Annotated in this window: 14 protein-coding genes and 1 riboswitch; of the genes, 7 read left to right on the top strand and 7 right to left on the bottom strand. The window is 53.3% G+C overall.

Translation table 11 applies throughout. The annotated features are described in order from the left end of the window. Positions 1-43 precede the first annotated feature (43 nt). Entirely contained in the window at positions 44-1,432 is a 1,389-nt protein-coding gene (shiA, locus tag Z042_RS02505) for a shikimate transporter (RefSeq protein ID WP_024914164.1), read from the top strand. 213 nt (positions 1,433-1,645) lie between these two features. Here the strand turns inward: shiA and thiH are convergent, their stop codons facing one another. The 7 genes from thiH to Z042_RS02470 form a co-directional block, all read right to left on the bottom strand. Further along, complete coding sequence (gene thiH, locus Z042_RS02500; RefSeq protein WP_024914163.1) at positions 1,646-2,779, bottom strand: 2-iminoacetate synthase ThiH; 1,134 nt, start codon at positions 2,777-2,779, stop codon at positions 1,646-1,648. Beyond that, positions 2,772-3,557, bottom strand: a complete 786-nt coding sequence (locus Z042_RS02495; protein WP_024914162.1) for a thiazole synthase — start codon at positions 3,555-3,557, stop codon at positions 2,772-2,774. Before Z042_RS02495 ends, thiH begins: the two co-directional genes overlap by 8 nt. A gap of 1 nt (position 3,558) precedes the next feature. Further along, the gene (gene thiS / locus Z042_RS02490; protein WP_024914161.1) at positions 3,559-3,759 is read right to left on the bottom strand and encodes a sulfur carrier protein ThiS; all 201 of its coding nucleotides are present in this window, start codon (positions 3,757-3,759) and stop codon (positions 3,559-3,561) included. Continuing rightward, the gene (locus Z042_RS02485; RefSeq protein WP_024914160.1) at positions 3,756-4,505 is read right to left on the bottom strand and encodes a HesA/MoeB/ThiF family protein; all 750 of its coding nucleotides are present in this window, start codon (positions 4,503-4,505) and stop codon (positions 3,756-3,758) included. The genes thiS and Z042_RS02485 overlap by 4 nt, the downstream gene beginning before the upstream one ends. Further along, complete coding sequence (gene thiE / locus Z042_RS02480; RefSeq protein ID WP_024914159.1) at positions 4,498-5,148, bottom strand: thiamine phosphate synthase; 651 nt, start codon at positions 5,146-5,148, stop codon at positions 4,498-4,500. The genes Z042_RS02485 and thiE overlap by 8 nt, the downstream gene beginning before the upstream one ends. After that, entirely contained in the window at positions 5,141-7,084 is a 1,944-nt protein-coding gene (gene thiC / locus Z042_RS02475; RefSeq protein ID WP_024914158.1) for a phosphomethylpyrimidine synthase ThiC, read from the bottom strand. Before thiC ends, thiE begins: the two co-directional genes overlap by 8 nt. Before the next feature lie 113 nt (positions 7,085-7,197). Then, positions 7,198-7,321, bottom strand: a riboswitch (TPP riboswitch). Positions 7,322-7,422: 101 nt separating this feature from the next. Beyond that, positions 7,423-7,938, bottom strand: a complete 516-nt coding sequence (locus tag Z042_RS02470; RefSeq protein WP_024914157.1) for an Rsd/AlgQ family anti-sigma factor — start codon at positions 7,936-7,938, stop codon at positions 7,423-7,425. 97 nt (positions 7,939-8,035) lie between these two features. On the opposite strand from Z042_RS02470, the gene nudC reads away from it, so the two are divergent. The 6 genes from nudC to Z042_RS02440 all read left to right on the top strand — a co-directional run bounded on the left by nudC (position 8,036) and on the right by Z042_RS02440 (position 12,424). Beyond that, complete coding sequence (gene nudC / locus Z042_RS02465; protein ID WP_024914156.1) at positions 8,036-8,803, top strand: NAD(+) diphosphatase; 768 nt, start codon at positions 8,036-8,038, stop codon at positions 8,801-8,803. 42 nt (positions 8,804-8,845) lie between these two features. Then, entirely contained in the window at positions 8,846-9,910 is a 1,065-nt protein-coding gene (gene hemE, locus Z042_RS02460) for a uroporphyrinogen decarboxylase (protein ID WP_024914155.1), read from the top strand. Between the two features lie 20 nt (positions 9,911-9,930). After that, positions 9,931-10,614 (top strand): deoxyribonuclease V, encoded by a 684-nt coding sequence (gene nfi / locus Z042_RS02455; RefSeq protein WP_071882867.1) that lies wholly within the window; start codon positions 9,931-9,933, stop codon positions 10,612-10,614. Between the two features lie 48 nt (positions 10,615-10,662). Beyond that, entirely contained in the window at positions 10,663-11,253 is a 591-nt protein-coding gene (locus tag Z042_RS02450) for a YjaG family protein (RefSeq protein WP_024914153.1), read from the top strand. A 189-nt stretch (positions 11,254-11,442) separates the two neighbouring features. Then, positions 11,443-11,718 (top strand): nucleoid-associated protein HU-alpha, encoded by a 276-nt coding sequence (gene hupA / locus Z042_RS02445; RefSeq protein ID WP_024914152.1) that lies wholly within the window; start codon positions 11,443-11,445, stop codon positions 11,716-11,718. A 34-nt stretch (positions 11,719-11,752) separates the two neighbouring features. Further along, on the top strand, positions 11,753-12,424 hold the full coding sequence (locus Z042_RS02440) for a DUF1481 domain-containing protein (RefSeq protein WP_081758497.1): 672 nt from the start codon (positions 11,753-11,755) through the stop codon (positions 12,422-12,424). Positions 12,425-12,472 lie beyond the last annotated feature (48 nt).

The following is a 12,472-nucleotide window of genomic DNA, read 5'->3' as shown; positions in this document are numbered from 1 at the left end:
TTTTTGTTGTACAGTACTGTAAAGTTAAAACAACGGGATAGGCATGGATACCTCAACAACCCCAATGCTTGCACAGGATAATAACCGGTTATCATTCAATAACAGCACATCTGCAAACAGCGAAACTATATTACCAGCCCAATCAATTCGGTACTCTCAAAGCCGTGCACGCCGTGCTGCATGGGGGAGTTTTGTTGGTGCGGTGGTCGACTGGTATGATTTTCTACTGTACGGAATAGTTGCCGCTCTTGTATTTAATACTGAGTTTTTCCCTCAAGTCAGCCCAACGATGGGAACGCTGGCCGCTTTCGGGACATTTGGCGTAGGTTTCCTGTTTCGCCCGTTGGGCGGGATTGTGTTTGGGCACTTCGGAGACAAACTGGGCCGTAAACGCATGTTGATGATTACCGTCTGGATGATGGGGATCGCTACCGCCTTGATTGGCTTATTACCCTCTTTTGCTGTGGCCGGCTGGTGGGCTCCGGTAATGCTGGTGGTGCTCCGTGCAATTCAAGGGTTTGCCGTTGGTGGTGAATGGGGTGGGGCCGCACTATTGGCGGTTGAGAGTGCGCCAAAAAAGAAAAAAGCCTTTTACAGCAGTGGGGTACAAATTGGCTTCGGCGTCGGGCTGTTGCTGGCAACTGGCTCGGTTTCCATTGTTAACCAGTTTACCACCAACGATGAGTTTGTAAGCTGGGGCTGGCGTTTGCCATTTTTATTCAGCTTAGTGCTGGTTGCGATTGCCTGGTGGGTTCGCAATGGCATGGATGAATCACTGGAGTTCGAAGCAAACAAATCGTTGCAAGACAGAGCCAATAAAATACGCAACTTCCCGATTTTTGAGGCATTGCGTCAGAATCCTAAGGCATTTTTATTGATTATTGCTTTGCGATTGGGTGAGTTGTTGACAATGTACATTGTGACGGCCTTTGCCCTCAATTACTCCACAACTCACCTTGGCCTGGCACGCGACATGTTCCTTAATATTGGCTTACTGATAGGGGCGGTGAGCTGCGTTTCTATCCCTTGTTTTGCCTATTTGGCCGATCGTTTTGGGCGACGCCGGATCTATGTCACAGGGGCTCTCATTGGTTTTGCCAGCACAGTACCGTTTTTCATGGCACTAGAGAGCCGTAATACCTTAATGATTATACTTTTTGCCATCATGCTCGGTAACGTGGCGCACGACATGCTCGTCAGTGTGCAGCAACCGATGTTTACCGAATTGTTTGGTACGGCCTACCGTTACAGTGGTGCTGGTGTTGGCTATCAGGTCGCCAGCGTTGTCGGTGGCGGCTTCACGCCTTTTATCGCTGTCTTGTTAGTGGAGTTTATGGGGGGCTCTTGGCATTTGGTTGCAGCCTATTTAGCAATAGGTTGTCTGCTGTCGGCTATTGTTGGGGCGAGAATGAAGCCCCAGGCGGTGGATTGAGTCAAATAAGAAACCGGAGACGCGTGGGGGATATCCACGCGCTCCGGGGTTTGGTAAGGCAAGGTTATCAAGAGGGGTAGATAACCTTGGTTGGCTTCGGGTTTGATAACCAACGCCATCACTATAATGGCGCTCATTTTCAGCACCAGCCTGACTTATCAGCTTTGCGCACGGCTTTCAGAATTGTTAGCTCAGTGGTGCAACCGTTGCAGGCTATTGCGTAGCGCGCCCCAGATAATCATCCCAATCTTTCCATACCGGCTGTAATCCTGCGGCGCTGATAGCCTGTGCCACCTGTTGCGGAGTCCGGCCATCGTGTGGTTCAAACTGTTCCAATTCTGGTGGTACATCCTCGGCGTAACCCCCTGGCTGGGTCTTCGAACCGGCGCTGACATTGTTGATTGCCACCGGGATCATATGATCGCGGAAGAAGGGTGATTCACGGGTTGACAATGAAAGTTCGACGTCAGGTGCAAACAGGCGGAAAGCGCAGATGAGTTGTACCAGCTGTGGTTCGCTCATTACAGAAGCGGGTTCAATGCCCCCGGCACAGGGCCGTAAACGAGGGAACGAGATCGAATAACGGCTTTGCCAATACGTTTGCTGCAAATAGAACAGGTGCTCTGCCAGCATATAACAGTCGGCGCGCCAACTGCTGGAAAGCCCGATTAAGGCACCGAGGCCGATCTTGTCGATCCCCGCACGGCCTAAACGATCCGGTGTTGCCAGCCGCCAGTGAAAATCCTGCTTTTGCCCACGCAGATGGTGCTGTTGGTAGGTGACTGAATGGTAGGTTTCCTGGTACACCATCACTCCATCCAGCCCTAGGGTTTTCAACTCGGCGTAATCTTCCTCGGCCAGAGGTTGAACCTCCATCATTAATGAACTGAAATGGCGACGGATGTGTGGAAGATGCTGGCGGAAATAGGCCATGCCCACTTTATTTTGGTGTTCACCGGTGACCAATAACAGGTGTTCAAAGCCCAGCGCTCTGATCGCCGTGCATTCCTGTTCGATCTCGTCACTGTCCAGCGTTTTGCGCTTGATACGGTTGCTCATTGAAAAACCGCAGTAAGTACAATCGTTGGCACACAGGTTGGAGAGATATAAAGGAACGTAAAAGCTGACCACGTTGCCGAAGCGTTGGCGGGTCAGTTGCTGTGCACGCTGGGCCAGTGGTTCCAGATAAGGTGCGGCAGCGGGGGAAATAAGCGCCATAAAGTCCTCACGCGTCAATTTTGCCGCATTGAGTGCCTGTTCAACATTGCGTGCGGTTTTGCTGTTGATGCGCAACTGGATGTCGTCCCAATCCAAGCGTTGCCAGTGGCTACTGAAATCATCACTCATTGGCGTACTCCTCTGCTTGGCTGAGAAACGCGGTCAGTGGGCTGGATGCAGAGGCTGCTTGCTGGCGATTCCCCAACCCGGCGTGGCGTGCCCGTTCACCGGCCTCCAATGCCAGCCGGAACGCCTGCGCCATCTGCACCGGATCGCGTGCTACGGCGATGGCAGTATTGACCAGTACGGCATCGGCACCTAACTCCATGGCTTCCAGCGCATGGCTTGGAGCACCGATGCCCGCATCAACCACCACCGGTACCTTGGCCTGTTCAATGATGATTTCAAGAAAATCACGGGTAAGCAGGCCACGATTAGAGCCGATAGGCGCCCCCAGCGGCATGACTGCGGCACATCCAACTTCTTCTAAGCGTTTACACAGCACCGGATCGGCACCGCAGTAAGGCAACACGACGAAGCCTTCCTTGACCAGAGTTTCTGCGGCTTTCAAGGTTTCGAGCGGGTCAGGTAGCAGGTATTTCACATCGGGGTGGATTTCCAATTTTACCCAGTGAGTTCCCAGTGCTTCTCGGGCCAACTTAGCGGCGAATACCGCTTCGGCGGCGGTTTTAGCACCGGAGGTATTGGGCAGTAACTTCACACCTAACTGTTGCAACGGTGCCAGAATGGCATCGTTACCGCCGCGCAGATCGATACGTTTCATTGCCATGGTGACGAGTTGAGAACCGGAGGCCTGTAGCGCTGCCAGCATCAGTGCCGGGGTGGCGAACTTGCCGGTGCCGGTAAACAGGCGTGAAGTAAAAGTACTCTCGGCGATTTGCAACATATCAGCCTCCGGCAATCGCTTGAAAAAGCAGGATATCATCACCGTCTTGCACCTGATGGGTTCCCCAGTCGGCGCGTGGAATGATGGTCTGGTTGATCGCTAACGCAGTACCTGGCTGGTGGCGTTCCAACCGTTCCAGTAAGGTCGCGATACTGACGGGGTGCTCCAGCTCCAACGGCTGGTCGTTCAGCATAATTTTCATGCAACACCTCGGCAAACGGTGCAATTGCTGGCTTTGCTGAGTTGCAGAGTGCTCCAATTCTGCTGTTTGCCATCAAACAAACGCAGTTTGCCGCTGAGGGATGAGTTCATCCCTGTCAGCATTTTGATGGCTTCCAACGCCTGGAGCGTGCCAATCACGCCCACCACCGGGCCGAGCACGCCAGCGGTTCGGCAGTTACGCTGCGGTTCGGTTTGCTCAGGGTAGAGGCAGGCATAGCAACCTTGCGCATATGGCGGTTCGATCACCAGCAGTTGGCCGCTGAAACCCACCGCGCTGCCGCTAATCAACGGTTTACCGATGGATACACAGGCGGTATTGATCGCGTGGCGGGTTGCCATGTTGTCGCTACAATCCAGCACCAGATCGGCCTGCGTGATGGCATCGTTCAACATTGAACCCTGTAAGCGCTGCTCCAACGCAATCGATGTCACCAGTGGGTTTAGCGCTTGTAGTTGGCCTTGTGCTAACCGCGCTTTACCTTGGGGAATATCGCTGCTGCGATAAAGGATTTGCCGCTGTAGGTTAGTGATATGCAGTTGATCATCATCAGCCAGCAGCAGGGTACCAACGCCAGCGGCGGCCAGATACAGCGCGGCTGGGGAGCCTAAGCCCCCCAGGCCGACAATCAGAACGGTTGATTGCTTGAGCTTTTCTTGCCCTTCCGGGCCAATATCTTCCAGCAACAGTTGGCGGCTGTAACGCAGAAATTCCTGATCGCTAAGCATCGCATTGCTCCTTGTTTTCAATCAGCTTGAGCAACTGCGCCGTCGCTGCCCGCCAATCAGGGGCTTGGGTGATGGCACTGACTACCGCCACGCTGCCAACGCCGCACTCCAATACCGCTGGCACGCGATCAATACTGATCCCACCGATCGCGACTGTCGGGTAACCTTGCAAGCCTGCAACATGGCGCTTCAATTCGGCCAATCCTTGGGGGGCGGAAGGCATGTCCTTGGTTTGAGTAGGGAAAATATGCCCCAGCGCAATGTAAGAAGGTTTGACCGCTATTGCCCGGGCGAGCTCGGCATCATCATGGGTAGATACTCCCAGGCGTAACCCGGCTCGGTGGATGGCTGCCAGATCGGTGGTGTCCAAATCTTCTTGCCCCAGATGCACGCCATAGGCGGCGTGTTTGATCGCCAAGCGCCAGTAGTCGTTGATAAACAGCCGCGCATGGTATTTTTTGCCCAGCGCGATAGCCACGGCAACGTCTGCTTCCACCTGCTCCTCCGGCAGGTCTTTGATGCGTAGCTGGATGGTGGTTACGCCCGCTTCTAGCAGGCGGGCAATCCATTCAACGCTGTCAACCACCGGGTAAAGCCCTAGTTTGTGTGGTGTAGCAGGGAAGGGCGTGGTGATTTTAGTCATTGTTCACCTCTGCTTGCAGGTTGGAGGCGCTGTGATACAGCTCGCTGCCGCGTGAACGGAACTCGGCAGACATTTTTTCCATGCCGGAAAGCTGAACTTCGACCGGTTTGGCGGCTTCTTGCGCGGCGGCGTAATCGCGTACTTCCTGCGAAATTTTCATTGAGCAGAACTTTGGCCCACACATGGAGCAGAAATGGGCGATTTTGCCGGATTCCTGCGGCAGGGTTTCATCGTGGTAAGCCCTTGCCGTGTCCGGGTCTAGCGACAGGTTGAACTGATCTTCCCAGCGGAACTCGAAACGTGCCTTAGACATCGCATTATCACGGATCTGCGCACCCGGATGGCCTTTCGCCAGATCGGCGGCGTGGGCGGCAATTTTGTAGGTGATCAGCCCTTGCTTCACATCTTCCTTGTTTGGCAAACCAAGGTGCTCTTTCGGCGTGACGTAGCACAGCATTGCGCAGCCGAACCAACCGATCATGGCGGCGCCAATCCCTGAGGTGAAATGGTCGTAACCGGGGGCAATATCGGTGGTCAATGGGCCAAGCGTATAGAATGGTGCTTCGTGGCAATGTTCCAATTCTTCGGTCATATTGCGGCGGATCATCTGCATTGGCACATGGCCTGGGCCTTCGATCATCACCTGCACATCATATTCCCAGGCGATTTTGGTCAGTTCGCCCAACGTGTGCAGTTCTGCAAACTGGGCCTCGTCGTTGGCATCCTGAATGGAACCTGGGCGCAGGCCATCACCAAGCGACAGAGCAACGTCGTAAGCCGCACAAATTTCACAGATTTCGCGAAAGTGCTGATAAAGGAAGTTTTCCTGGTGATGTGACAGACACCATTTCGCCATGATCGAACCACCGCGCGACACGATACCGGTCAGGCGTTTGGCAGTCATCGGCACATAGCGCAACAGCACGCCTGCGTGGATGGTGAAGTAGTCCACGCCCTGTTCTGCTTGTTCCAGCAAGGTATCGCGGAACATTTCCCAGGTCAGGTTTTCCGCCACGCCGTTTACTTTTTCCAGCGCTTGGTAGATCGGCACTGTACCGATGGGCACTGGGCTGTTGCGTAAGATCCATTCACGGGTTTCGTGGATGTAGCGGCCGGTGGAGAGATCCATCACGGTATCTGCGCCCCAGCGGGTAGACCACACCAGTTTTTCCACTTCTTCTTCAATGGACGACGTGACCGCCGAGTTGCCGATATTGGCATTGACCTTCACCAGAAAATTGCGGCCAATGATCATCGGTTCGGATTCCGGGTGATTGATATTGGCGGGGATAATCGCGCGGCCTGTAGCCACTTCCTGGCGCACAAATTCCGGTGTGATGTTTTCTGGCAGATTGGCTCCCCAGTTCTGGCCGGGATGTTGCTGGCGTAACACTTCACCACGAATGCGTTCACGGCCCATATTTTCGCGAATGGCGATGAACTCCATTTCTGGCGTGACAATACCGGCGCGGGCGTAATGCAACTGAGTGACGCATTTGCCGGGCAAGGCTTTGCGTGGCAGCGGTAAATGTTCGAAACGCAGGTGATCCAACCCTTCGTCCGCCAGGCGCTGCTGGGTAAAACCGGAACTGGCTTCGCTCAAGGCTGTGGTATCGGCACGTTCTTCAATCCACCGGGCGCGCAGTTTTTCCAGGCCACGGTGCACATCAAGCGTAGCGTGCGGATCACCGTAGGGGCCCGCTGTGTCATACACAGGAATGGCTTCATTTTGTTCATACTGCGGGTGGTCTTTATTGCCACCGGTAAGCGTTGGGCTAAGCTGGATTTCACGCATCGGAACACGGATATCGCTGCGCTCACCTTGCAGATAAATACGGCGTGAATTGGGGAAGGTGACGCCCTGTAAGGCATCGATAAACTGCTGCGCTGCGTCGCGTTGTTCTTTGCGGGCACGAGGTTTTTTCACATTAGACATAGCAAATTCCTATCAGTGGGTGATGTGTGGAAAATTGCTTGTCTGGAGCTCGGAGGGAGTAATGGTGCTGGCCAACCAGACAGCTTCCCTTGGAATGGGAAAACTGCCTTTGGCGATAGATTACTCTTGTTCCCTTCGCGGGTCTTAACCCGATCAGGTTCCGCGGATCCCGAATTAACGGTCTCAGCCTGGCTCATCTGATAAACAAATCAGCACTAGGCACTCCGACAAGAAGCAGCCAGTATATACCCGTTATACTCCAAGTTACAGGTGTGTTGGCTGTGTTATGTGGCCCCTCCGTGGGCCAGCTTTATGACTTGAAATTTATGGGGGATGGATCAGGCTGGGCTTTCCAGTTGATCGGGTTTGGAAGTACCAGATTGGCCCTGTTGCCAGGTTTCGGTGGCCAGTTGCACTAATTGATCTTCCAGTGCGAAACGTGACGCCAGCGCTTCACCGATATCTGACAGTGCCTGATGAAATTCCAGACAGACATCCTGATCGATATCGATTTCGGCATAACGATCGTGGAATGCCATGATGGTTTCGGTATTGGCCTGCAACTTCGGGTAGAATTTGGTAGTCATCGCCATTTTCGGGCTGGCCGAACCTTCGACCTGTTTGATAATTTTGTCATAAATGTGAAAATGCCCATCGGAAAGATAATCCACCAGATTCTGGCAAAAGTCTTCCAGGGCTTGTTCGTTCAACGGGGTATGTTTTTCTTTGTTGGGTTTTATTCCCACCAAAGTGTAATAGGCGACCAGCAACTGTTTACGTGCTTGTAGCCATTGATCGACTAATTTATTACTGCCACCAACGCGTTGAGTCAGGCTTTCCAACCGGTTTAGCATGTTTGACTCCCAAGGTAATAAAATAAACAGTAAGTTATTAAAATGTAATAAGGACAATTTCTAGATTGCCAGTGAAGCAGAGGTTGTGCAACAACATATGGAACTTGTATTAACGGGTCAGGAAAATGGCTGGTGGATAGTCAGCCATGAAAGCAAAATCTGGTTACCGAATGGTGAACTGCCATCGGGTACTGCCGCGCTATTTTCACTGTCTGGCCGGCCTGCCCGCCAGATTGGCGAGTGGGAAGGTATGCCGGTATGGCTGGTACGCCAACCGATGCCGAAAGATATGGGCTCGGTGCGGCAATTGCTCAGTCTTGATCGCGGTCTATTCCAACTGGCCGGGCGCGGCGTGCAACTGGCCGACTTTTATCGTTCGCATAAGTTTTGCGGCTATTGTGGCCATGAAATGGTTCTCAGCCGAACGGAAAGCGCCTGCTTGTGCCATCACTGCCGTGAACGCTATTACCCGCAAATTGCGCCATGCGTGATCGTTGCCATTCGTCGTAATGATGAAATCCTGCTGGCGCAGCATGTGCGCCACCGTGGTGGGATTCATACCGTGCTGGCCGGGTTTGTCGAAGTGGGGGAAACGCTGGAACAGGCCGTGGTGCGTGAAGTGATGGAAGAAAGTAATATTGTCATCACCAACCTGCGCTATGTGGCTTCACAACCTTGGCCGTTTCCCCATTCGTTGATGATGGCTTTTATGGCGGATTATCAGAGCGGCGAATTGCGTCACGACCCGAAAGAGTTACTCAATGCAGGCTGGTATCGCCACGATCGGTTGCCATTGTTGCCACCACCGGGCACCGTGGCGCGCCGTTTGATCGAGGATACGGTGGCGCTGTGTCGGGCAGAATAGAATCATGTACAATGCCGCCAGATGATTAAGGGAGCCTGATAAATGAATGAGTTGAAGAACGATCGTTATCTGCGTGCTTTGCTGCGCCAACCGGTAGATATCACCCCTGTATGGATGATGCGTCAGGCTGGTCGTTATTTGCCAGAATACAAAGCGACTCGTGCTCAGGCCGGTGATTTTATGGCGTTGTGCAAAAACGCAGAATTGGCCTGCGAAGTGACGTTACAGCCGCTGCGCCGCTATGCGCTAGATGCTGCCATTCTGTTCTCCGACATTCTTACCATTCCCGATGCCATGGGCCTGGGGCTCTATTTTGAAGCCGGTGAAGGGCCACGCTTTTCCTCCCCCATTACCTGCCGTGCCGATGTGGAAAAGTTGCCGTTGTTTGATCCAGAAGTGGAACTGGGCTACGTCATGAATGCGGTGCGTACTATCCGCCGTGAATTGAAGGGTGCAGTACCGTTAATTGGTTTTTCCGGCAGCCCTTGGACGCTGGCGACGTATATGGTGGAAGGTGGCAGCAGCAAGGCGTTCACCAAGCTCAAGAAAATGATGTACGCCGAGCCACACACGCTGCATTTGCTGCTGGATAAACTGGCAGACAGCGTCATTCTGTATCTCAATGCCCAGATTAAAGCCGGTGCGCAAGCGGTGATGGTGTTTGACACCTGGGGCGGCGTGCTGACTGGCCGCGATTATCTGGAGTTCTCGCTGCACTACATGCATAAAATCATCGATGGCCTGCTGCGTGAAAACGATGGCCAGCGGGTGCCGGTAACCCTGTTCACCAAAGGGGGGGGGCAGTGGCTGGAAGCGATGGCGGCGACCGGCTGTGATGCACTGGGCCTGGACTGGACCACGGATATTGCTGATGCGCGCCGTCGTGTGGGCCACAAGGTGGCTCTGCAAGGCAATATGGACCCTTCTATGCTTTATGCTGCGCCGGAGCGTATCGCTCAGGAAGTAGAGACGATTCTGTCTGGGTTTGGTCATGGCGAAGGACACGTTTTCAATCTGGGGCACGGCATTCATCAGGATGTGCCGCCGGAGCATGCCGGTGCATTTGTTGAGGCTGTGCATGCGCTTTCGGCTAAATACCATGGCTGAGTCAACAAGGAAATGCCGTGATTGATACTCAGGCACTGCGATTGGAGCAGTTGCAGCGCGCAGGGGATGTCATTCGTCACGATGATTTTCTGCAAAACCCACCGGTTTTTATTGCTGGTGCGGATGTCGGCTTCGAGCAAGAAGGTGAGGTAACGCGCGCTGCTATTGCTATTTTGCGTTACCCTTCTTTGGAATTGGTGGAATATCAGGTGGCACGCATTACTACCACCATGCCCTATATCCCAGGCCTGCTTTCGTTCCGTGAGTATCCGGCGTTGCTTGCCGCGTGGGAGCAACTGCAACAGAAACCCGACCTGATTTTTGTTGATGGGCACGGTATTTCGCATCCCCGCCGCTTGGGTGTCGCCAGCCATTTTGGTTTGCTGGTCAATGTGCCGACGATAGGCGTAGCCAAAAAGCGTCTGTGTGGCACATTTGCTCCGCTTGATAGCGCCGCTGGCGCGTTGGCTCCGTTGGAAGATAAGGGAGAACAGCTTGGCTGGGTGTGGCGCAGCAAGGCGCGCTGTAATCCGCTGTTTATTGCCACGGGGCATCGCGTGAGCACGGCTAGTGCACTGGCCTGGGTGCAGCATTGTATGGCTGGTTATCGTTTGCCGGAGCCCACGCGTTGGGCTGATGCCATCGCTTCGCGCCGCCCAGCCTTTCTGCGTTGGTTGCAACTGCATCCAGAGATGTCGCCATGAGCGATTTCGGGTACACTGCGCGGCAGATAATGAGTAAGAGAGTAGACAATGCTACGTAATCCCATTCATTTACGTCTGGAAAAGCTCGAAAGCTGGCAACATTTAACCTTTATGGCTAGTCTTTGTGAGCGTATGTATCCGAATTATCAGATGTTCTGTTTGCAAACCGAGTTTGGCGATCCGGCGGTTTATCGCCGTATTCTGGATCTGGTGTGGGAGACGCTGGTGGTAAAAGACGCCAAGGTCAATTTTGACAGCCAGTTAGAGAAACTGGAAGAGGCGATCCCAACGGCAGAAGATTATGATCTTTACGGAGTTTACCCAGCGATTGATGCCTGTATTGCCTTAGGGGAACTGATCCATTCGCGCCTCAGCGGGGAAACGCTGGAGCACGCTATCGCGATCAGTGAAACGTCAATCCGCACCGTGGCGATGTTGGAAATGACTCAGGCCGGCAAGGAAATGACCGACGAAGAGCTGAAAGTTCTGCCTGCCGTTGAGGAAGAATGGGACATCCAATGGGAGATTTTCCGCCTGTTGGCCGCTAGCGAAGAGCGCGATTTGGATCTGATCAAAGGGTTACGATCTGACCTGCGCGAGGCGGCGGTGAGTAATATCGGGATAAATTTAACGCAATAAGGCAAAAAAACGTGATTTAACGCCTGATTTGTCATGCCTTAAGGCTTCACATCCGCACCCTGTCTGGTCTACATTTGGGGGGCGAAAAAAAAGTGGCTATCGGTGCGTGTATGCAGGAGAGTGCTGTCAATCGGCATATCCGTCGCACTTGATGCTTTGCAAACGATAAACACACTGTAAGGATAACTTATGAACAAGACTCAACTGATTGATGTAATCGCAGACAAGGCTGACCTTTCCAAAGCACAAGCTAAGCTGGCTCTGGAATCTACCCTGGCTGCTATTACTGAGTCTCTGAAAGAAGGTGATGCAGTACAATTGGTTGGTTTCGGTACTTTCAAAGTAAACCATCGTAGCGAGCGCACTGGCCGTAACCCGCAAACGGGTAAAGAAATCAAAATCGCAGCAGCCAACGTGCCTGCTTTTGTTTCTGGTAAAGCACTTAAAGACGCCGTTAAGTCTTAATCGCGTGTTAGTAAAAAGTCTTAACAGGGGGGCGATGGCGCCCCTTTTGTTTGCCTGCCAGGTGCTGATGGTGGTTGCCATTATCAGCGGCCTGAGCGCCTGTAGCTCACGTTCTGCTGCCCCTGCTTTTACCGCCAGCGGCTTTGTTGCCGATCAAGGGGTGATCCGCGTGTGGCGTAAAGACGATAACCAGCAGCGTCCAATGGTGCTGATGAGCGTCTATAGCCCTTATCGTGGGCCGGGTACGATAACGACCCTTTATGAATATCAGAATGGTGTGTTGCGTCAGATCAGGCGTACCGATGCTGACGGCGATCGTGATTCTATCCAACTACGTTTTACCGATGACGGTACGGTTAGCTTTATGCAACGGCAATTAGCAACGCGGCGTGAAAAGCTCTCCAGTGACGATATCGCACTTTACCAATATCAGGCTCGCCGTATTCTGGAAGTGAGCGATGCGCTCAATGCTGGCCGTGTCAGGCTTTTGCAAGGGCATTGGCAGCAAGGGGATGTGAAGCTCTGCCGTGGTGAAGTGCTGAAACCCGGCTTTGGCGCACAGGCTGAGGCCTGGATTACGCAACGAGCGGCCAACAGTAGCAGCCCGGTAAGCGTTGCCTGGCTGGATGGGCCGGATGGGCGTGAAGTGTTGCTGGTAGCTAATGACGATTTTTGCAGTTGGGAACCGACAGAAGATACGCTGTAGGATAAGCTAATCAGAATTCATGACTACCCCCTTGGTTTTCCCGCAGTG

The organism is Chania multitudinisentens RB-25, from assembly GCF_000520015.2.
GTDB lineage: Bacteria > Pseudomonadota > Gammaproteobacteria > Enterobacterales > Enterobacteriaceae > Chania > Chania multitudinisentens.
The sequence above is the reverse complement of the archived record's forward strand: the minus strand, read 5'-3'. Positions and strand labels throughout refer to the sequence as shown.

Coding starts and splice junctions, on each gene's coding strand:
- shiA (WP_024914164.1), top strand. CDS start 44: ATGGATACCTCAACAACCCCAATGCTTGCACAGGATAATAACCGGTTA.
- thiH (WP_024914163.1), bottom strand. CDS start 2,779: ATGAGTGATGATTTCAGTAGCCACTGGCAACGCTTGGATTGGGACGAC.
- Z042_RS02495 (WP_024914162.1), bottom strand. CDS start 3,557: ATGTTGCAAATCGCCGAGAGTACTTTTACTTCACGCCTGTTTACCGGC.
- thiS (WP_024914161.1), bottom strand. CDS start 3,759: ATGAAAATTATGCTGAACGACCAGCCGTTGGAGCTGGAGCACCCCGTC.
- Z042_RS02485 (WP_024914160.1), bottom strand. CDS start 4,505: ATGCTTAGCGATCAGGAATTTCTGCGTTACAGCCGCCAACTGTTGCTG.
- thiE (WP_024914159.1), bottom strand. CDS start 5,148: ATGACTAAAATCACCACGCCCTTCCCTGCTACACCACACAAACTAGGG.
- thiC (WP_024914158.1), bottom strand. CDS start 7,084: ATGTCTAATGTGAAAAAACCTCGTGCCCGCAAAGAACAACGCGACGCA.
- Z042_RS02470 (WP_024914157.1), bottom strand. CDS start 7,938: ATGCTAAACCGGTTGGAAAGCCTGACTCAACGCGTTGGTGGCAGTAAT.
- nudC (WP_024914156.1), top strand. CDS start 8,036: ATGGAACTTGTATTAACGGGTCAGGAAAATGGCTGGTGGATAGTCAGC.
- hemE (WP_024914155.1), top strand. CDS start 8,846: ATGAATGAGTTGAAGAACGATCGTTATCTGCGTGCTTTGCTGCGCCAA.
- Z042_RS02450 (WP_024914153.1), top strand. CDS start 10,663: ATGCTACGTAATCCCATTCATTTACGTCTGGAAAAGCTCGAAAGCTGG.
- hupA (WP_024914152.1), top strand. CDS start 11,443: ATGAACAAGACTCAACTGATTGATGTAATCGCAGACAAGGCTGACCTT.
- Z042_RS02440 (WP_081758497.1), top strand. CDS start 11,753: ATGGCGCCCCTTTTGTTTGCCTGCCAGGTGCTGATGGTGGTTGCCATT.